This is a genomic window from Streptomyces sp. NPDC001922 (genome assembly GCF_042891165.1).
Lineage (GTDB): Bacteria > Actinomycetota > Actinomycetes > Streptomycetales > Streptomycetaceae > Streptomyces.
In genome coordinates this window covers 64611-84165 of sequence record NZ_JBIASV010000003.1, presented here as the reverse complement: position 1 = coordinate 84165, position 19555 = coordinate 64611, and the positions used below count along the sequence as shown (strand labels likewise).

General features: G+C 70.2%; 20 protein-coding genes and 1 pseudogene. 10 read left to right on the top strand and 11 right to left on the bottom strand.

The genetic code is table 11. The features are described from left to right. Positions 1–448 precede the first annotated feature (448 nt). Entirely contained in the window at positions 449–1015 is a 567-nt protein-coding gene (locus ACFYYR_RS05900; RefSeq protein ID WP_388847369.1) for a DUF3841 domain-containing protein, read from the bottom strand. A 236-nt stretch (positions 1016–1251) separates the two neighbouring features. Between ACFYYR_RS05900 and ACFYYR_RS05895 the strand changes: the two genes are divergently transcribed. Together ACFYYR_RS05895 and ACFYYR_RS05890 are read left to right on the top strand one after the other, a co-directional pair. Continuing rightward, positions 1252–2076: a putative protein N(5)-glutamine methyltransferase gene (locus ACFYYR_RS05895; RefSeq protein ID WP_388847367.1), complete on the top strand. Its 825-nt coding sequence runs from the start codon at positions 1252–1254 to the stop codon at positions 2074–2076. Positions 2077–2550: 474 nt separating this feature from the next. After that, positions 2551–3735, top strand: coding sequence for a Cmx/CmrA family chloramphenicol efflux MFS transporter (locus ACFYYR_RS05890; RefSeq protein ID WP_388847365.1), 1185 nt, complete (start codon positions 2551–2553; stop codon positions 3733–3735). A gap of 187 nt (positions 3736–3922) precedes the next feature. Here the strand turns inward: ACFYYR_RS05890 and ACFYYR_RS05885 are convergent, their stop codons facing one another. Beyond that, the gene (locus tag ACFYYR_RS05885) at positions 3923–4537 is read right to left on the bottom strand and encodes a DNA polymerase ligase N-terminal domain-containing protein (RefSeq protein ID WP_388847363.1); all 615 of its coding nucleotides are present in this window, start codon (positions 4535–4537) and stop codon (positions 3923–3925) included. A gap of 394 nt (positions 4538–4931) precedes the next feature. Between ACFYYR_RS05885 and ACFYYR_RS05880 the strand changes: the two genes are divergently transcribed. From ACFYYR_RS05880 to ACFYYR_RS05870, 3 genes are all read left to right on the top strand, one after another. Next, entirely contained in the window at positions 4932–5831 is a 900-nt protein-coding gene (locus ACFYYR_RS05880) for an RNA polymerase sigma factor SigF (protein WP_388847361.1), read from the top strand. Between the two features lie 187 nt (positions 5832–6018). Beyond that, entirely contained in the window at positions 6019–6246 is a 228-nt protein-coding gene (locus ACFYYR_RS05875) for a DUF5133 domain-containing protein (protein ID WP_388847359.1), read from the top strand. A gap of 98 nt (positions 6247–6344) precedes the next feature. Continuing rightward, a complete protein-coding gene (locus ACFYYR_RS05870; protein WP_388847357.1) occupies positions 6345–6776 on the top strand; it encodes a GNAT family N-acetyltransferase in 432 nt (143 codons plus the stop codon). A gap of 78 nt (positions 6777–6854) precedes the next feature. On the opposite strand, the gene ACFYYR_RS05865 is transcribed toward ACFYYR_RS05870, so the two are convergent. The 5 genes and pseudogenes from ACFYYR_RS05865 to ACFYYR_RS05845 all read right to left on the bottom strand — a co-directional run bounded on the left by ACFYYR_RS05865 (position 6855) and on the right by ACFYYR_RS05845 (position 11518). Then, positions 6855–7739, bottom strand: coding sequence for an aldo/keto reductase (locus tag ACFYYR_RS05865; RefSeq protein WP_388847355.1), 885 nt, complete (start codon positions 7737–7739; stop codon positions 6855–6857). A 219-nt stretch (positions 7740–7958) separates the two neighbouring features. Beyond that, the gene (locus ACFYYR_RS05860; RefSeq protein ID WP_388847353.1) at positions 7959–8846 is read right to left on the bottom strand and encodes a DUF4190 domain-containing protein; all 888 of its coding nucleotides are present in this window, start codon (positions 8844–8846) and stop codon (positions 7959–7961) included. Between the two features lie 402 nt (positions 8847–9248). After that, positions 9249–9749 (bottom strand): annotated as a pseudogene (locus ACFYYR_RS05855) (integrase core domain-containing protein); the annotation flags it as partial. Positions 9750–9832: 83 nt separating this feature from the next. After that, complete coding sequence (locus ACFYYR_RS05850) at positions 9833–10975, bottom strand: IS30 family transposase (protein ID WP_388847351.1); 1143 nt, start codon at positions 10973–10975, stop codon at positions 9833–9835. 177 nt (positions 10976–11152) lie between these two features. Continuing rightward, positions 11153–11518 carry a VOC family protein gene (locus ACFYYR_RS05845; RefSeq protein WP_388847349.1) on the bottom strand — a complete coding sequence of 122 codons (366 nt, stop codon included), beginning with the start codon at positions 11516–11518 and terminating at the stop codon, positions 11153–11155. A gap of 95 nt (positions 11519–11613) precedes the next feature. On the opposite strand from ACFYYR_RS05845, the gene ACFYYR_RS05840 reads away from it, so the two are divergent. Continuing rightward, entirely contained in the window at positions 11614–12579 is a 966-nt protein-coding gene (locus ACFYYR_RS05840; protein ID WP_361324882.1) for a WYL domain-containing protein, read from the top strand. A gap of 49 nt (positions 12580–12628) precedes the next feature. Here ACFYYR_RS05840 and ACFYYR_RS05835 read toward each other — a convergent pair whose 3' ends face one another. Next, positions 12629–13087, bottom strand: a complete 459-nt coding sequence (locus ACFYYR_RS05835) for a MarR family winged helix-turn-helix transcriptional regulator (RefSeq protein ID WP_388847347.1) — start codon at positions 13085–13087, stop codon at positions 12629–12631. A 156-nt stretch (positions 13088–13243) separates the two neighbouring features. On the opposite strand from ACFYYR_RS05835, the gene ACFYYR_RS05830 reads away from it, so the two are divergent. Further along, positions 13244–13639, top strand: coding sequence for a hypothetical protein (locus ACFYYR_RS05830; RefSeq protein WP_388847345.1), 396 nt, complete (start codon positions 13244–13246; stop codon positions 13637–13639). A 145-nt stretch (positions 13640–13784) separates the two neighbouring features. On the opposite strand, the gene ACFYYR_RS05825 is transcribed toward ACFYYR_RS05830, so the two are convergent. The 3 genes from ACFYYR_RS05825 to ACFYYR_RS05815 form a co-directional block, all read right to left on the bottom strand. Beyond that, entirely contained in the window at positions 13785–13967 is a 183-nt protein-coding gene (locus tag ACFYYR_RS05825) for a DUF2191 domain-containing protein (RefSeq protein ID WP_388847343.1), read from the bottom strand. Between the two features lie 117 nt (positions 13968–14084). Then, positions 14085–14345: a hypothetical protein gene (locus ACFYYR_RS05820; RefSeq protein WP_388847342.1), complete on the bottom strand. Its 261-nt coding sequence runs from the start codon at positions 14343–14345 to the stop codon at positions 14085–14087. Positions 14346–14609: 264 nt separating this feature from the next. Further along, complete coding sequence (locus tag ACFYYR_RS05815) at positions 14610–15047, bottom strand: hypothetical protein (RefSeq protein WP_388847340.1); 438 nt, start codon at positions 15045–15047, stop codon at positions 14610–14612. 397 nt (positions 15048–15444) lie between these two features. Here ACFYYR_RS05815 and ACFYYR_RS05810 point away from each other — a divergent pair, with 397 nt between their 5' ends. The 3 genes from ACFYYR_RS05810 to ACFYYR_RS05800 all read left to right on the top strand — a co-directional run bounded on the left by ACFYYR_RS05810 (position 15445) and on the right by ACFYYR_RS05800 (position 19480). Continuing rightward, on the top strand, positions 15445–17025 hold the full coding sequence (locus ACFYYR_RS05810; protein WP_388847338.1) for a GMC oxidoreductase: 1581 nt from the start codon (positions 15445–15447) through the stop codon (positions 17023–17025). 200 nt (positions 17026–17225) lie between these two features. Next, the gene (locus ACFYYR_RS05805) at positions 17226–18065 is read left to right on the top strand and encodes an SDR family oxidoreductase (RefSeq protein WP_388847336.1); all 840 of its coding nucleotides are present in this window, start codon (positions 17226–17228) and stop codon (positions 18063–18065) included. A gap of 98 nt (positions 18066–18163) precedes the next feature. Next, positions 18164–19480 carry an NAD(P)/FAD-dependent oxidoreductase gene (locus tag ACFYYR_RS05800; RefSeq protein WP_388847334.1) on the top strand — a complete coding sequence of 439 codons (1317 nt, stop codon included), beginning with the start codon at positions 18164–18166 and terminating at the stop codon, positions 19478–19480. The last annotated feature ends 75 nt before the right edge of the window (positions 19481–19555 follow it).

Sequence of the window (19555 nt, the reverse complement as noted above, 5' to 3'; positions counted from 1 at the left end):
CGGCGAGTCGAGCGTCGCCCGCGGTGTACGCCGGGGCAGGGGCTGGTGGGCCACAGCAGTCTCCGTTTCCCCAGATGAACGCGGCCGTGCCGGAGCCGCAAACACTGGATGAGGTTCTATGTCAGGTAAGACCGATCTATCGGTTGTTCGGTTCCCGTACAGCCAGAAGTGCGGCAAACGGCCCTCCATGGGGCATGCGCCGCCGAGCGGCCGGGCGGCGCGAGACTCTCCCCGCTGCCGCGACGCCGTGCACCGGGACCGTCCGGTACGTCATGGCCTCCCCGACCTCCCCGTTCTCCGGACTGTCCGGCCGCCCCGGCACTCCCGGTCCCGTACCGCCTACCCCGCCGGCGCCTTCACTTTGCACAGCTGCCGTGCGGCATTCACGCCGCCGTTCCCCGGCCGGGAGACGACGGCGCGGAGTGTGACAGCAGTGACCGACGACGGGTCACTCGGCGCGGGGTGCCGCCGGTGCCCCCGCCGCTGCGCCGGCGTCCTCCGCTTCCACTCCCTCGGCTTCCTCCGCTTCGTCCGCCGGACGTTCGATCGGGCGGATGCCGCGCACCCACGAACGGTGAACGAAGGGGAGGCAGGCCTGAACGCCGCACTTCACTTCGTCGTGGAGATCGTCCGGGCCGACCGACCAGTCCATGACCGGTGACGCGGCACCGGTCAGGACGGCTTCGAGCAGGTCGTTCCAGTAGCTGTACGAGCTCAGCAGCACCAGCTCGTCGGGGACATCGAGGTCCAGGACGACCACCCCCTGCTCCCACTCGTGGAGGCTGAGCAACAACTCGGCGGTGACGGTCACTCGCTCGTCCCGCGTGTCCGGTCCGGCCCAGGCCCACATCGGAGGCCTCCCGGCACAGTCGATGCCCCGCTGCCGCATTTCGGCCACCATCAGCTCGTAGGCCGACCGCCAGGTGGGACTCACCCGTCGCCAGTCCCCCGTGAGGCGCCCCGCCTCTTCCAGGGCCGGGACGGCGTGGTGGTGCTGCACTGTCCACAATCGCATGGACCGATGGTTCCACCCCGCCGGAGCCCCGCCCGAGGCGCGACGGGGCCCGGGGCTGGTGAACGCCGGGGGCGCCGTGGAGCGGCTGCGGTATGGTTGGCGCGCCAGCAGGTGAACGACCGAGGAGGTGAGTCCCATTACCGCTGCGGTAGTCCGGGTGCTCTCACCCACCGGTCGTACGGTTCCCGAGCAGTAGGGGACCGCGAGAGCGCCCTTCGGTATCCCGGGAGGCTCTCATGTCGACATCACTGTCACTTCTTCTTTCCCCCTCGTCCGTGGTGACCAGGCTTCGGGCCGGCGGCTGCGTCTTCGCCGAGGACGAGGCGCAGTTGCTGCTGTCCGCGGCCGGCACACCCGACGAGCTCATGTCCATGGTCGAACGGCGAGTCGCCGGCCTGCCCCTGGAACACATCGTCGGCTGGGCGGAGTTCCGCGGACACCGGATCGCCGTGGAACCCGGGGTGTTCGTGCCGCGCCGCCGCACCGAGTTCCTGGTGCAGCAGGCCCTCGGCCTCGCCGGTCCGCGTGCCGTCGTCGTCGACCTGTGCTGCGGTTCGGGAGCCCTGGGGGTGTCGCTGGTCGCCGCCCTGAGCGGGGCCGAACTGCACGCCGCCGACATCGACCCCGCCGCCGTACGGTGCGCCCGCCGCAATCTGAGGACGGTCGGGGGCCAGGTGTATCAGGGAGACCTCTTCGCGCCGTTGCCCGCCGCTCTGCGCGGGCGGACCGGCCTGCTGCTCGCCAATGTGCCGTACGTTCCCACGGAGGAGATCGGACTGCTCCCCACCGAGGCCCGTGTTCATGAGGCCCGGGTGGCGCTCGACGGCGGCTCGGACGGTCTGGATGTCCTGCGCCGGGTCACCGCCGAGGCAGCGCACTGGCTGGCCCCCGGCGGCCACCTGCTGTTCGAGACCAGTGAGCGTCAGGCGCCGCGCGCCGTGGAGACGGTGGTCCGGGGCGGCCTGCTGGCCCGGACCACCGTCTGCGAGGAACGGGACGCCACGGTGGTCACCGGCACGAAACCCGCTGACGGGGCCGGGGCGGCCGGGACCACCGACTGAGCGGGACCGTCGACTGAGGCCGGGGACGGCGCCGTCGCAGTGCGGCGGGACGGATCCGTAGCCGCGCTCCCTCGCGGCTACGGCTCCACCCGCAGCGGTGCACGGGCGGTCGGGACAAATTCGTGGACAGGGCATGACGGTCCGCATAGGCTCACGCCCGTGTCCAGTCCCGAGTCGTCAAGACCCTTGCCACCGGCCGTCCGGTGGCTTCTTGCGCTGCCGCGGTGACGCCGCGCGGCCCTCCGCGGGCCGCGGGTACGACACCAGCGAACGACGACACCAGCGAACCCTGCCACCGGATCGGCCCCTACGGGCTGTTCGAGACCTGAGCCGTGCGTACCCCGATGACGCCGCCAGGTTCTTCGCGCGGTGGCCGCCCGTCCCGCACCGGCCGTGGATTCCCGGCCCGGGCGCGGAATGCCCGCGGCCGGCCGCTGCCTTCCCGATTCCACGATCCGGTTGCGGAGTTCTGCTGTGCCCTTTGCTCTCCATGTCCTCGCGTTGGCGGTTTTCGCCCAGGGGACATCCGAGTTCATGCTGTCCGGGCTGCTGCCCGGCATCGCTCACGACCTGCACGTTTCCATTCCGGCCGCGGGCCGGCTGACCTCGGCCTTCGCCCTGGGAATGATCATCGGCGCACCGCTGATGGCGGTGGCCGCCGCGCGCGCATCACGCCGCCGTTCCCTGCTGGCCTTCCTCGTCACCTTCCTGCTCGTCCATGTCGTCGGCGCCCTCACCACCAGCTATGCGGTGCTGCTGGTCACCCGGTTCGTCGGCGCGCTCGCGAACGCCGGATTCCTGGCCGTGGCCATGGCGGCGGCCACGAGCATGGCCGCCCCGAACGCCAAGGGCCGGGCCACCTCCGTCCTGCTCGGCGGCGTCACCCTGGCGTGTGTCGTGGGCGTCCCCGCGGGTGCCCTGCTGGGCCACCTGTGGGGGTGGCGCTCGGCGTTCTGGGCCGTCGCCCTGGCATCGGCGCCGGCCGCCGTCGCGATCCTCCGTGCGGTGCCCGCCGGCCCGGCCGGCCCCGGTGGCCCCGGTGCGGCCGGGGAGTTCCGTGCGCTGCGCAGTCCGCGACTGGTGGTGACGCTCCTGCTGGGCGCTCTGGTGAACGGCGCGACCTTCTGCGCCTTCACGTTCCTCGCGCCCGTGCTGACCACCGTCACCGGCTGGAGCTCCGGCTGGATCCCGGCCCTGTTGGCGCTCTTCGGCACCGGCTCCTTCATCGGTGTCACCGTCGGCGGGCGGCTGGCCGACACCCGGCCGCTGCCGCTCCTGGTGACCGGCGGGACGGCCCTGCTCGCCGGCTGGTCCGCCTTCGCCGTCCTGGCCGACAGCCCGGTGGCAGCGACCGTGTTCGTCCTGGTGCAGGCGGTCCTGTCGTTCGCCGTCGGATCCACACTGATCTCGCAGGCGCTCTACGCGGCGCCCGGGGCGCCCACCCTGGCTGGGGGTTTCGCCACCGCCGCGTTCAACGTCGGTGCCGCGATCGGGCCGTGGGCCGGGGGAGCCGCCATCGAGGCGGGCTTCGGCTACCGATCGGCGCTCTGGGTCAGCGCGCTGCTGATGGCGCTCGCCCTCGCGCTGGCAGCCATGGCCGGGGTGGTGCGGCGCGGTACGGCGGAGGGCCGGGACACCTCGACCGCAGGGGCCGCGTGAGCGCGACGGGGTGTTCGTCCCCGCCCCCGCGGGTCTGACGTCTCGTTGCCTACCACGGGCTGCTGCGGTAACGCCGCGCTCGGCGGCGTTGCGGCGGCCTTGCGGCGGTCGCACAGGGCGCCCCGACACCGCCCCGCGCGACGGCCGCGCCTCGCCCCGGTGATCCGTCACCGGGGCGACGGGCCCGTCAGGGCTCGTCCTCCAGGTCCTCGAGGGTGCGGCCGGTGCGGACCGAGCCGGGCCGGGAGCCGACCGGATCGCGGCGGGCGTCCGCGGCCTCGTCCTTCCGCTTCACCAGCACCCACCGTTCCTTGCCCGCCTGGTCGCCGGTGCGCGTCAGCGCATAGCCGCCCCGCACCTTCTCGCCGTCCAGCCAGAAGGAGACATGGCCCCGTTCGACGGCGTCGATGACGGAGACCTCCCGGACCTCCCCGTGCACCAGCGGCCGATAGGTGCCGGCGTCCCAGACGATCACCCGGCCCGCCCCGTACTCGCCGCCCGGAATGGTGCCTTCGAAGTCGAGGTAGTCGACGGGGTGATCCTCGGTCCGCAGGGCGAGCCGCTTGTCGCGGGGGTCGGCGGAGAGACCCTTCGGTACCGCCCAGGACAGCAGTACGCCGTCCGCCTCCAGCCGGAAGTCGTAGTGCAGGGTCGTCGCCGCGTGCTTCTGGATCACGAAGCGCGGCGCGCCGTCCGGTGGGGAAGTGCCGCCGGTGGGTTCCGGTGTACGGGAGGCATTCCGCTTGGAGCGGTACTCCTTCAGCCGGTCCCTTCTGCGCCGGTCCCGGTCGTTCTCGGCCATGGCCGCCGAGTGCCCGTGCCGTCCGGCGGCAAACCGGGGGAGCGGGGGAGTGCCGGAGCTCGGGACCCACGGCGGGGCGCTCTCCGCGGGGCACCGCTCGCCGCGCCCCTGACCTGGGATCCGGGACCTGGACGGGTGCTGCTTCGTGGTGGAACAGTGTCTTGATCATGACGGTCGACGGCGCGGGGGCGGGGCACGGACAGGGGGCCGGTCACCGGGCCGCGAGCCCCTGACGAGGCCGCCCCGGGCCGGTCGTCCCGGGGATTTTCCGGGGCCCTCCGGGCCGCACGGAGGCTCAGGGGAACGCGGCCGAAACTTTGTCGCATGGCAAATGTTGGGAGGGGTAGGCGCACGCCAACGACGACGGGGGCTACCGAGGAGGGCGTGACCGGACATGATCTCGTCTGTGCGTGCTGCCGCTGGGCAGCCGGCCGTACCCGCCGAAGCCGTGCCCCCGTCCCCGGACGCGGCCGGCCCATGGGCGGAGGATCTTCCCAGGATCGAGGACGCCGGCAAGGTGGCGCCGCACGACGCGCGCACCCTGTCGAAGGCCTTCTTCGACCGGCTCGCCGTCCTGGAGGAGGGCACACCGGAACACCAGTACGTACGCAACACACTGATCGAGCTGAACGTCTCCCTGGTGAAGTTCGCCGTCCATCGGTTCCGCAACCGCCGGGCCGAGACCGAGGACATCATCCAGGTCGGGACCATCGGTCTGATCAAGGCGATCGACCGGTTCGACCTCTCCCGCGAAGTCGAGTTCTCCTCGTTCGCCGTGCCCTACATCGTGGGTGAGATCAAGCGCTTCTTCCGGGACGCCACCTGGGCCGTTCACGTGCCCCGGCGCCTTCAGGAACTGCGGACCGATCTGACCAAGGCGTCGGAGGTCCTCGCCACCCGCCTGGACCGTGACCCCACCCCGGCGGAACTCGCCGAACACCTGGGACTGCCGGAGGAGGAAGTCCTCGAGGGCATTGTCGCCGGGAACGGCTACAACACCGTCTCGCTGGACCTCCCCGCCACCGGCAGCGACAACGTCACCGCCGCCACCAGCTATGCCGAACACCTCGGGGACCTCGACCCCTCCCTGGAAAAGGTGGAGAACCTCCAGGCCCTCAAGCCGCTGCTGGAACAGTTGGAGGACCGGGACCGGCAGATCCTGCAGATGCGGTTCGGCCAGGAGATGACGCAGTCCCAGATCGGCGCCGTCCTCGGCATTTCCCAGATGCATGTCTCCCGGCTGCTCACGCGCGCCCTCCGGCAACTGCGCAGCGGACTGCTCAGCCACAGCTGAGGCAGCTCCCCTTGCATCCTTCCCGGGCGCCCACCCGTTCCCGGGGGTCGTTCCCGGGATCCGTTCCCGAGCGGCCGGCACCCGGTCGGTGCGCCCCGATCATCCGTAGCGCCCGGCACCGTCCGCGCCGCCGTACCCGAGCAGCTCCACCCGAGAAGCCCTCCCCTGACGAGAGGACCGAAGAACCGTGCTGATGGCCCACCCCGTCGTACTCCAGAAGCTCGTCGAGCAGTACGAGACCCTGCACCTGCTCCAGGCGGGCGAGGGCGGCGCCGCAGTGCGCCGGCGCATGGACGACATCGCGTACACCCTGTGCGTGTCCACGGGCACCCGCGATGTGGACTCCGCCCTCGTCGCGGCGCGGCACCGGCTGCCCGGCGCGCGGGTGGAGGACGACTCCGCCCTCACCATGTGAACCTGCGCCGGGTGAACCGCGGATCGGCCGCGCGCGTCGGCCCGTCACCGGCGGGCCGACGCGCGCGGCTCACACCGCCGCGCCCTACGATGACGATCATGATCGAACGCAGGGACGACGGATACGAGATCGCAGACGATCCGGACCGCCTCGACATCGACACGGTCCACCACTGGCTCTCCACGGACGCGTTCTGGGCGCTCGGCCGCAGCCGCGAGACCGTCGAACGGTCCGTGCAGGCCTCACTCAACTTCGGTGTCTACGACAGCGCGGGCGCCCAGGCCGCCTACGCGCGGGTGGTCACCGACCGCGCGACCCTCGCCTGGCTCTGCGACGTCTATGTGGCCCCCGAGCACCGCGGCCGGGGCCTCGGTACGTGGCTGGCGGCCACCATCCGCGACCGCTTGGCCCCGTACGAGCTCAAGCGGGTGCTGCTGTCCACCCTCGACGCTCACGAGGTCTACGCCAAAGCCGGCTTCGTTCCCGTCCCGAACCCCGAGAACCTGATGATCCTGGATCCGGACCGGTGAGACCCCCGGTCCCGGTCCCGGCCCGGTCGTGACAGGGCTCCGCCGACTTCGCCTCCCGCCTCCGGCGGTTCGGGCCGCTCACCGCCGGGGGCTGTCGGGAGGGCCTGCGTGGAGCAGTGCCATGTCCGCGTCGTCGAGGACGAGTTGCGCCGCCGCCATGTTCTCCTCCAGGTGGGCGAGGGAGGCGGTGCCGGGAATCTGCACGACGGACGGTGACCTGGCCGGCCCCCACGCGAGGGCCACCTGGTACGTGGTCGCACCGTGCCGTTCTGCGACCGTCATGAGGTTCGCCTCGGCCAAGGTGGTCCGGCCCCCGCCGAGTGCGAAGAACGGCATGTAGGCGATGCCGGCGTCGGCACACAGGTCGACGAGTCCGGCGTCCCGCTGGTCGAGCACGCCGAACCGGTTCTGCACGGCGGCGACCGGCGCGATGGCGCGTGCCTCGTCGAGTTGCGCACGGGAGACATTGCTGACGCCGAGCTGTCGTATCAGCCCTGCCTCGCGCAGCTCGGCCAGAACGGCGAAGCGGTCGCCGATCGGCACCCCGCCCACCGCGTCGAGCCGCCCCACGCGCAGATACACCAGATCCAGGGCATCGACGCCGAGTTGCCGCAGATTCTCCTCCACCAGATCCCGCAGCTGATCGGGCCGGGCCTCGCCGTACATGTTCCCGGTCGCGTCCCGCAGCGGGCCGACCTTGGTGGCGATGGTGACGTCCGATGGATAGGGGTGGAGAGCCGTGCGCAGGATGTCGTTGGCGGAGAAGTAGTACGCCGCGGTGTCGAGGTGTCGCGCGCCCAGCTCGACGGCGCGCCGCGCCACGGCCACGGCGGTCTCCCGGGGAACGGCCGGGCCGCCCCATCGGCCGGGCAGTTGCATGGCGCCGAAGCCCAGGCGGGGAATGGTGAGGGTGCCGCCCAGCGCGAAGGTGGCCGAAATATCGTGATGTGTGTGAGGAGCCATGAGGGATCATGCGCAGGTTTCCGCACCTATCGCAAGATCACGCATGGGCGGGTGGGGCACGGCCCCGGCACCTGGGGTCCCGCGGAGCTCCTCGGAGCACCGCAGGCCACGGAACCGGTCGGCGCATCGCGTGACTGGTGATCAGCCAGGAGACCGGTGCGCGATCGCATCCGGCATGCGATACGCCGGAGGTTTCCTCAGCAGGAGGCCCGTGTGCGGTCAGCGGGTGGGGCCGCTCCAGTGGGCGTCGTCCCACCGGGCCGCGTCAGGGCTGAACTCGACCTCGATCCGGTCCGCGGCATCGGGCGGCAACGAGAAGGCGTACTTGCCGACAGCTTTCCTGCCGGGCAGGACGTATCCGGTGATGACCTTCTGGCGTCCGCTTCCGTCGATCACCAACTCCGCGGAGGCGCCGTCCGCGTCGTTGACCTCGGGCAGGCCGGTCTCGACCGCGACCCGCCGGGTGCCCTGGTTGACCACGGTGACCGTGACCTGAACGGCCTTGTTGCCCTTGGCGTGACCGTGGGCGAACGAGTCCGGGGTGAAGGGTGCCGGCTTGGACACCGTGACTTTCAGGCCGTCGCCGAAGGTGTACGGCTCACCGAAGGAGAGGTGCCGGCCCTTCTCCACGGCCGCTGCCGACTCCCGGGCTTCCCGAGCCTCCTTCCTGGTCTCCTCGGCCTCCTTCTTGACCTTCGCGCGACTGTCGTCGACGACCTGTGTGACCGTCACCACCGTGAACACTGCGCTGCCGGCAGCGATCAGCAGGCCGACGATGCCCAGGGCGAGACCACTGACGGCCAGTGCCTGGTTGGTCGCAAGGCCCTTGCGTGCGTGGCGGAGTCCGATGGCGCCGAAGATCACGGCCAGCAGGGCCGGTAGCCACGACAGCCAGAACAGGATGATGAACAGGCCGAGGACGACACCGACGAGGCCGAGTATCAGGGCCGCGGTGCCCATGCCGTTACGGGGCTGCGGAGCCTGCATCGGATACGGCCAGTAGGGCCCGCCGCCGGGCCGGGACGGCGGAGCCCACACGCCCTGGTCCTGGCCCTGCGACTGCCGGCTCGTGGATGCGGAGTCATCGGGGGAGCCGGGTATGGGCATGATGATTCCTTTGTCCGGGTCGCTGAACTCATACCTTACCAAGCGATTTTCCGAATTTGTTACCCCTCGGGGTTGATGTCGGTTCATCGCGCCTGGTCGGGAGTGTGTCGGTTCGGGGGAACGGGTTCGCTGTGCGGACGGCGGGCCGATGTCGCGCGGACTCGGTCGTTTCGTTCGGATCATCTGCTCGTTCTCGGTTGTCATCGAGCAGAAGCCGTCACGCAGGTGATGGGCAACGCAGGACCGTCGAGCGATGCCTCGGTGGACCTCTGTCCAGCGAGGCCCTCCTCCTCGTCGTGCCCGGTAGGGCGCGTTCGAGTGCCCGATCCAGGTGCACGAGGTGTAACGCGGCCCACCGGAGCAGGAGAGAGATGGCCGCCCACACGACTCCTCGGGCACTGCCTAGTTGTACTGATCGGGGAGGTTGATCAACCGTGAGAATGGGGGCTGGTTGCCGCAAGCGCTGTGCGGACGGTGCTGGTTGTACTGGTGCAGCCACGGTGGCAGGGCGTCTCGGCGTTGTTGCTCGCTGGTGTAGCAGCGGGCGTAGGCCCAGCCGTCGGCCATGGTGCGGTGGAAGCGTTCGACCTTGCCGTTGGTCTGCGGACGGTAAGGGCGCGTGTACTTCGGCGTGATCGAGAGGGTGTCGCACGTGTCGCGCCACAGGTAGGACCGGTAGGCGCCGCCGTTGTCGGAGAGAACCCTCTCGATGGTGACGCCGCGCTCGGCGAACCACTCCACCGCGCGATGCAGCACGCCGACTGCGGTCACGGCCGTCTCGTCATCGTGGACCTCGGTGTAGGCGACGCGGGAGTGGTCGTCGATGACGGTGTGCACGAACGCATATCCGAGCTTCGGGCCGCCGTAGGCGTTGCGTGACTTGCCCGGTGTCGCGACGCGGTGCGATGTTTGAGCTCCTGGACAGCCTGAAGGGCCGACCATCGGGGGCGGTTTCTAGGGGTCGTCGCAACACGTGGTCGTGTTGATCAGGCCGCGAGCAGTTTATGCAGGCGCTCGGCTGGGGTTTCCCAGCCGAGCGTTTTGCGTGGGCGGCGGTTGAGCTGGTCGGCGACGGCGACCAGATGCTCCGGGGTGTGGGCGGAGAGGTCCGTTCCCTTGGGGAAGTACTGCCGCAGCAGGCCGTTCGTGTTCTCGTTGGAGCCACGCTGCCAGGGGCTGGCGGGGTCGCAGAAGTAGACCGGGATGTCGGTGGCGAGAGTGAAGTCCGCGTGCCGGGCCATCTCGCTGCCCTGGTCCCAGGTCAGGGACCGCTTCAGGTGTTCGGGCAGGGTCTGGGCGGTGGCCGTCAGGGCGCCCAGGACAGCCTCGGCTCCGTGGTCGCCCGGCAGGTGCAGCAGCATCACGTAGCGGGTTGCGCGCTCGACGAGGGTGCCGATCGCGGACTTCCCGTCCTTGCCGATGATCAGATCGCCTTCCCAGTGGCCGGGCAGGGCCCGGTCCTCGGCCTCGGCGGGCCGTTCGCTGATCATCACCATCGGGGTGGTGAACCGGGGCTGGCGGCAGTTCGCCTGCCGCTGGGGCCTGCGGCGGGCACGGCCGGAACGCAGGGCGCCGGCGAGTTCCCGCCGAAACTGGCCCCGGCCTTGGACGTAGAGCGCCTGGTAGACGGTCTCGTGGACCACGTGCATCTCCGGCCGGTCGGGGAACTGTGCCCGCAGAGCCTGGCATATCTGCTCAGGGCTCCATTTCTCATCCAGCATCGCCTGCACGGTGTCCCGCAGCTCGGTGTTCCGGCTGATCTTGCGGTGCTTGGGGCGGGGCCGGCGGGCATCGGCGCGGGCCTGGGCGGCGTGCGGGCGGTAGTGCCACTGGCCGCGGGTCCCGTCGGTACGGTTGCGGCGAATCTCCCGGCTGACCGTGGAGGGGCTGCGGCCTAGCTCGGCGGCTATCGACCGGACCGTGGCCTTCTCCCGCAGACGGTCCGCGATGTGGATGCGTTCGTCCTCGCGCAGGTACCTGGACACGCCGGAAGGCGGCACCACCACACGAATCGGTGGTGCCGCCTTCTGTCGACGGTCGGCGCTGCGGCCGTTGAGCCACTTCCGGCCCGTGCGGTCACTGATGCCGACGATCCGGCATGCCTCGGCGTTGCTGTGCCCCTGCTGCATGAGCTGGGAGTATGCCGCCCGCTCCCGGCTCAGCCTCACAGGCCCCTGAGCTGTCCGCACCTTTCGGATCTCGAAGTCCATTGCATCCCCTGAGCTGGGGTGTTGCAACGACTCCTAGAACACAAGGGGTGCGGGCGGCCCTTCGACAACTAGAAGTGTGGGTAGAGGGCGTGAAGATCAGTCCACCGGGGAGACCCGGATGAGGTTGCCGTCGGGGTCCGTGATGACGAACGTGCGACCGAAGACAGCGTCGTGTGGCTCCTCCGCGACATGGACTCCCTTCGAGACCCAGCTCGCGAAGATCTCGTCAATCGCGGTCGCTCCTCCTGGGACCATCAGTCCGACTTCGCTCGTTCGAGGGGTGCTCGGGACCGCATGCTCGCTGTAGCCCGTCCACAGCGCGAACAGGACGCCGGGGGCAACCTCGAAAGCTACGTAGTGGGGACTGATGAAGGTCGGTTCGATCTCGAACAGGTCGCTGTAGAAGGCGGTAGCGGTCTCGGCGTCGCGGACGCCGATCAGGAACAGGTTGGGTGCGGGCATAGTGCGCTCCTCACATCGTTGAATTCTCGGTACTGCTCCAGTTGACCGCCGCATCGCGACAGAGCCTGTCACCTTTTCTGCAAAGGTTGGTCAGTATGAAGGCTTCGAGGCTGTTGCATCTCTTGCTGCTCCTGCAGACCCGTCAGCGCATCACCACCACCGAGCTCGCCGGACGTCTGGAAGTGTCTCGGCGGACCGTGCTGCGGGATGTCGAGGCGCTCTCGACAGCAGGTGTGCCTGTCTATGCCGAACGCGGGCGGAACGGCGGGATCGTCTTGCTCCCCAGTGCACGGCTCAACGCATCGCATCTGGAACCATCAGAGCTGGAGGCACTCTCCGTAGCCGGTTTGGACAGCGCGCAACTTGAGCGTATGGGTCTGTCTGCGGTGTGGGAGTCGGCCGCACGCAAGATCGCCGCTCGGCAGGCTGCAGCACCTGGATCGCCGAGCCTGCTGCAACTGGCGGACCTGGTGCTGGTAGACAGCACCGCGTGGTTTGCTGACTCAGAGGCAGGGGTCGACGTATCGGATCTGGCCTCGGCACTGCGACACCGCCGCCGGCTGCGAATCCAATACCGGCGCAGCGCCGAGAATCAGGCCTCAACGCGGGTGGTCGACCCGTACGGGATCGTCGCGAAATCCGGTCGCTGGTATCTCATCGCCGATGACCAGGGGAACGGTCGGCTGTTCGCTCTGGAACGACTCTCGTCCTACGAACAACTCGACGCGCCAGCTGCTCTCCGACCAAGCGAAACCCTCCGCACCAGATGGGCCGCGTTGAAGGAACGCACCGAGGGGCAAGGTCGCGTGAGCGTGACCGTCCGCCTGCCAGAAAATGGACTCGACCTGGCGCGGCGCATCCTCGGCAACCGCATCCACGACGTCTCCGACGCGGAAAACGGCTGGTGCACCGTCGTCGTCCGCTACCCCGACATCGAGTCAGTGCGTCAGCTCCTCCAGTTCGGCGACCACATCGAGATACTCACCCCAGAGACAGCCCGCGAACGCATCAGTCAGCTCGCCAGAGACCTGGTTGAAAGGCACTCAACCCCGGCCTCGTGACTGCCGAGCGGAACACCCTGCTCTCAATCAACGTCTCCGGTCAGTACACCTAGTGATGCCAGGCCTGACCCCCCGTGTTGTGGATGAACCGCTGCAACACCTTGAGGGTGGTCAGATACTCCTCGTCCGTGACACCGGCGTGCCGCTCCGCCCACAACTCGCCCTGCAGCGCGGCCGCCCTGTCGAAGAATGTCTTCCCTTCCGGGGTGAGGGTGAGCCGGCCCGAGCCGTCCTCGGTGACCCACCCACGGCCGAGAGTCGCGTCGATCTCCGCCTGCAGCCCCTCCTCGCCCACGTCGAGATAGTTCCGGAGCACGGCGGACACCTCGTCGCGGGTTCTCACCGTGCCGGACCGGGCGATCTGCGCCAGGACCCACCACTGCGGCTGGGTGGTGCCCAGCTCGGCGAGCGCGCCGCGGGTGCGGCTGATGACGGCCTTGTAGGCGGCCCAGCTCCAGTAGCCGATGGGCTGGTGAATCAGTTCGGCGTCGCTGTGCGAATACTGCATGGGGGGCGCTCCTTCATGGGTTCGGAACTGTTTCGACATCGAAGACCGTAGAAACTGAACCGGACTTGATGTCAAGCACGTGGTCCCTGAGGGAGCGCGACCCCCACGCCGGCACCGTCACCGGAGCGGTCAGCGGCTCGCGGCTACGATCGGCCGATGGCTCGCAACAGGAGGAACGCACGGCGCCTCGTGGCCGACGGGAACACGTATCTGTGGTCGTTGGGCCACAGTCACCAGGCGCTGGACGGCGGCGGGTTCGAGGACTGCTGTGACATCGTCACCCTCCGGCTGCTCCGGGCGCGAGGCTGTGTCCGCATCCTCTTCCCGGGAGGTCCGGGGCGGTTCGAGCCGGGCGGGACCGTGCCCTCCGGAATGGTCGGCACCGTCGGGGGCGGATGTCTGAACCTGCACGAGCCGGGGACCGTCCGGGCGCTCCTCGACGAAGCGCTGGCCGCGGGCTGGCGTCCCGAAAGCCCCCGGACCGAGGAGATGGACGGCTGGGCCTTCTTCGACACCGTCGTCGCACGGCGCACCGCGGTTCCGCGCGACTGACCCCGGCCGCCGCGCGGCACGAGACGTACGGGTCCGGGGTCACGGCGACGGTACGACTGGTACGCGAGGGGGCGCACGGCCACCGTCCCGCGGGAGCCGGGCGGTGGCAGGGGCGTACGGCCAGGACGCCGGTACGCCCGCCGGGTCAGCCCTGCGGATCCTGCGGCTTGGCCTCCACCTCGCGCAGGCTGTCGTCCTGGTGCTCGGTGCGGGCCTCGGTGCGGTGCCCGCGGGCGATGTAGTCCCGCACGACCGCTTCGACGGCGTCCTGGGGCGAGCCCACTCCGGCCAGGACCATGACCTCCACAACCAGGCCTTGGCCGTCCATCCGGTGGCCGGAGGCATGGCCGGGGCCGGCTCTCCGGCGGCCGGCCCGGCGCGGGCGGCCTTCCCCTGAGGGAAGACCAACTCGACTGTCTGTCAGTGAAAATGACGTCTCATCACGTTACGCCGAGAGATCGCCCGGGACTCCGCTGATCCGGACCAGACCTTGCTGCCCCCCGTCGGTGACCTTCACGTACAGCGTGTACGACAAGCCGCGCTCCCCGGCGAATTCGCGCGTCCAGAGCAGGACGTCCTCGACCGGGGAGTTGGAGATCTCGAAGTCATGTGCCTGGTTGTTCACGGTGTCCAGGAACGAGACGCGGTACACCGCGTGGTCCTGCTCCCAGGAGGAGTCCCTGGGATCCACTGGCTGAATCTGCATGCGGCCACCGTAAGGGCCGGGGACATGTCCTCACTGTAAAGATCGTCTGGCCCCGGGCCGGGGGAGTGCAGCGTCCGCAACGCAGCCCCGGCGCCACCCGGCGTGTCGGCCGCCGAGGTGGCGCCGGGGCGTGGAGAGCCGCGCTCACCGGCGCATGGGCTCCCCGCCCCGAGCGGTCCCGGCCCCGTTGCGGCCGGTCCCGGCCTCTGCCCCGAGGGGCCCGCGGAGCGGGACCGGCCGCGTCCCGGCCGGTCCCGGTCCGGGCTACGGTCGGAGGTGTTCCCGCGGCGCGACGCACAGCGCCCAGATGACGAAGCCGTACACGGCGATCAGCACGATCGACCAGAGCGGGTAGTACGGCAGGGACAGGAAGCACGTCAGGAGCAGCAGCCCGGCCAGCAGGACGCCGACGGCCCGCGCCCAGAGCGCGTCCCGGAACAGGGCGAGGCCCGCGAGCAGGGCCAGGGCTCCCAGCACGAGATGGATCCATCCCCAGCTGGACACGTCGAAGGCGAAGACGTAGTTCGGCGTGTTGACGAAGATGTCGTCCTTGGCGATGGCCATGATGCCGCGGAAGATGTTGAGAACACCGCCGATGACCAGCATGACCGCGGCGAAGACCACCAGCCCACTGGCCAGTGCGTCGGTACCGTCGGTGGGGCGGTCATTGCCCGCGTCGGGGCGCTCACGTGTCTCTGTCATGGGATTTCCTCGCTTCGGCTGGGATTTCAGCTTCCGACGGCGGTGTGGTGGTGTCCTCACCCGGACCGGGTGAAATCCCGTCGCGGCCCGTCGCGCCGCACCCCGGCCGTCCGGCCCCCTCCGATGCCCGGCCCGGCGGCGCAGTGCCCTGAGGTCATGCCGTTGACCTGGGGTGATGTCGTCAGCGACACATCTGCGCGACCGGCCCGGAGCACCGGCACGAGCCCGGCCGCACGGCATCACCCGGTGCGGGTGATGCGGGCCGTGCGAGGGCGGGAGAACCTGCCAGGAACGGCACCGGGAAGCGAGGCGCCGGGCGGACGCCGTCCCGGTCCCCTGCATCGCGTCTCCCGCATCTCCGTCGTCCCGTATCCCCGTATCGACCCGAGGGGGTCCCGTGGCTGAGGATCAGGACTACGACGTCATCATCATCGGCACCGGTGCTGGAGGCGGCACCCTGGCCCACCGGCTGGCGGAGTCCGGCAAGCGGATCCTGCTGCTGGAGCGGGGCGGGTATCTGCCCCGGGAGCGGGACAACTGGGAATCGAAGGCCGTCTTCGTCGCCGGGAAGTACCGGGCCCCGGAATTCTGGCTCGACAAGCACGGCCGTGAATTCCCGCCGGAGATCAACTACTACGTCGGGGGCAACACCAAGTTCTACGGCGCCGCCCTGTTCCGGCTGCGCCCGGAGGACTTCGGCGAGATCCGGCACCAGGACGGCATCTCACCGGCCTGGCCGCTCCGGTACGAGGACTTCGAGCCGTACTACACCCGGGCCGAACACCTCTACCGGGTGCACGGGCAGCACGGTGAGGACCCCACCGAGGGGCCGGCGAGCGCGCAGTACGCCCACCCGCCGGTCCAGCACGAACCGCGGATCCAGCAGCTCAGCGACGATCTGGAGAAGCGCGGCCTGCACCCGTTCCACCTGCCGATCGGCGTCGACCTCACCCAGGACGAGCAGGGCGGGGCGACCCGGTCCAGCGTGTGCATCCGCTGCGACCGGGTCGACGGCTTCCCCTGCCTGGTCGGCGGCAAGTCCGACGCACAGGTCGTCTGCGTCGACCCGGCCCTGGAACACCCCAATGTCCGCCTGATCACCCACGCCCACGTCCAGCGCCTGGAGACCGACGACTCCGGACGGCGCGTCACCGGGGTCGTCGCCCGGGTCGCGGAGGAGGACACCGTCGTCTTCCGGGCGGACATCGTCGCTGTGGCGTGCGGAGCGGTGAACTCGGCTCTGTTGCTGCTGCGTTCGGCGAACGACCGGCACCCCCGCGGCCTCGCCAACAGCTCGGACGTGGTGGGACGGCACTACATGCGGCACAACAACCTGGCCCTGATGGCCGTGTCGAAGGAACCCAACGACACCCGCTTCCAGAAGACCCTCGCCGTCAACGACTGGTACCTGGGCTCGGAGGACTGGGACTACCCGCTGGGCGGCATCCAGATGCTGGGCAAGTCCGACGCCGAACAGATCCACGCCGAGGCCCCGCGATGGGCGGGGTCCCTCGCACCGGACATGCCGTTCGAGGTACTCGCCCACCACGCGGTCGACTTCTGGCTCTGCGCCGAGGACCTTCCGCTGCCGGAGAGCCGGGTGACGCTCGACGGCGACGGCCGGGTCCACCTGGCGCTGGACGAGGGGAACAATGTCGTCGCCCTCGAGCGGCTGCGGCACAAGCTGCAGAAGATGCTCGGACACCTCGGCATGCACGAGCACCATCTGCTGTCGCACAGCATCTACCTGCACAAGGGCATGCCGATCGGTGCCACCGCGCACCAGGCCGGGACGGTGCGGTTCGGCACCGACCCCCGCACCTCGGCGCTCGACCCGGACTGCAAGGCCCACGACCTCGACAACCTCTACGTCGTGGACACCAGCTTCTTCCCGAGCATCGGAGCGGTGAACCCGTCCCTGACCGCGATGGCCAATGCCCTGCGCGTCGGCGACCACATCGCCGACCGTCTGGGGTGACTCCATCCGACGAAGCGTCACCACCACGGCGTGCGGTGCCCGTACACACCTGCGGGGCACCGTGCGCCTTGGGCCATTGGCTTGACGTCTCTCGCCCCGGCGGGCGAAAGGCGCGGGGTGATCCACGCCGCGCGTCCCCGGTGGTGTTCTCTCGACCGTGGAGACCCGGGACTTTCCCGTCCACCGGTGAGGAGACGGCAGTGAACACCAGTACCCGCGCGGACCGCAAGGACTTCTCCGTACCGCTGCTCCGCGGTCAGAAAGCGCTGGTCACCGGGGCCAATTCCGGGATCGGCAAGGCGACCGCGATCGCTCTCGGACGGGCCGGCGCGGATGTCGTCGTCAACTACGTGGCCGACCGGCCCGCCGCCGAGGGTGTGGTGAAGGAGATCGAGGGGTTCGGCGTACGGTCCTATGCGCACGAGGCGGATGTGTCGCAGGAGGACCAGGTCGTCGGCATGATCTCCCGGATGGTCGACGAGCTCGGCACCATCGACATCCTGGTCGCCAACGCCGGACTCCAGCGGGACGCCTCGCTCACCGACATGTCCCTCGACTCCTGGCACAAGGTCATCGAGGTCAACCTGACGGGGCAGTTCCTGTGCGCCCGGGAAGCGGTCAAGGAGTTCCTGCGCCGCGGCGTCGTCCCCGAGGTCTCCCGCTCCGCGGGCAAGATCATCTGCATGAGTTCGGTCCACCAGATCATCCCGTGGGCCGGCCATGTGAACTACGCGTCGTCCAAGGGCGGAGTGCAGATGCTCATGGCGACCATGGCGCAGGAACTCGCGCCACAGAAGATCCGGGTGAACGCCATCGGCCCCGGCGCCATCAAGACACCGATCAACCGCGACGCCTGGGAGACGCAGCAGGCCGAGGCCGACCTCATGACGCTCATCCCGTACGGCCGGATCGGCGTCCCCGAGGACATCGCCGACGCCGCGGTCGTCCTCGCCTCCGACCTGCTGGACTACGTCATCGGCACCACCCTCTACGTCGACGGCGGCATGACCCTCTTCCCCGGCTTCGCCACCGGCGGCTGACGGCCCGCTGCCGCGGCCGTCACCTCATCGGACGGCCCGCGCCGTCACCGGCGCCGCGGCGGACGCAGACCCGGCCGGGACGGACAAGGGAGAACAGCGTGCAGGACCATGTGTCGCCGCGGCGGGTGGTGATCGTCGGCGGCGGATTCGCCGGGCTGTTCGCCGCGCGGGAATTCCGCCACTCGCCCGTCGCCGTGACCCTGGTCGACCGCTGCGCCCACCATCTGTTCCAGCCCCTGCTCTACCAGTGCGCCACCGGCATCCTCTCCGAAGGGCAGATCGCCCGGCCGCTGCGGTCCGTACTCCGCCGGCACTCCAACGTCCGCTGCGTCCTGGCCGAGGCCACCGGCCTGGATGCGGCGGGCCGCGTGCTGTACGCCGACCGGCCCGACGGGACACAGCTGGAGCTCCCCTACGACGACCTGATCGTCGCCGCCGGGGTGCAGCAGTCCTACTTCGGCCACGACGAGTTCGCCGCACACGCGCCGGGCATGAAGACCCTCGACGACGCTCTGGCGATCCGCCGCCGGATCTACCGGGCGTTCGAGCTGGCGGAAGTCGCCACGGACCCGGAGGAGCGGGACCGCTGGCTGACGTTCGCCCTGGTCGGAGCCGGTCCCACCGGCGTGGAGCTGGCGGGGCAGATCCACGAGATCGCCACCCGCACCCTCGACCGGGAATTCTCCGCGATCGACTCCGGCCGGGCCCGGGTGCTGCTCTTCGAGGGCGGGGACGCGGCACTCGGCTCGTTCGGCCCGGAACTCGCCCGGCGCACCGAACGCACCCTGGCACAGCTCGGCGTCGAACTGCGGCTCGGCACCCTGGTCACCCGGGTCGACGACCGGGGCCTCACCGTCCGCTCCCGGGACGGCGCGACCACGGACATCCCGGCCGGAACCGTGCTGTGGACCGCGGGCGTCCAGGCCCCGCCGCTGGCCGACGCGGTGGCCCGGGCGACCGGAGCCGAGCAGGACCGGGCCGGACGCATCGTCGTCGACCCCTACCTCACCATCCCCGGGCACCCCGAGATCCGGGTCGCGGGCGACCTGATGAGCCTGAACGGACTGCCCGGACTGGCCGAGGTCGCCATGCAGGCCGGGCTGTACGCGGCCCGGCAGATCCGGCACAGCGTCGAGCACCGCACCGCGGCACCCCGCCCCTTCAGCTACCACGACCTGGGCAGCGCCGCCTACATCAGCCGCGGCCGAGCCGTCGTCAAACGGGGCCGGCTGCAGATCTCCGGCGTGCTCGCCTGGCTGATCTGGCTGTTCATCCACATCGCCTTCCTGACCGGATTCCGCAGCCGGCTCGGCGCCCTCCCCACCTGGCTGATCGTCTTCCTCACCGGGAACCGCCGGGAACGCGCCTTCACCTCCGGGGCTCTGGCACCGCACCGGGCCGGGAGGCCCGCATGAACCTCGCCCCGGGACTGCACCTCGCCTCGGAACTGCACGCCGCCTCGGCACTGCGCTTCGGCCGGGAACTGCACC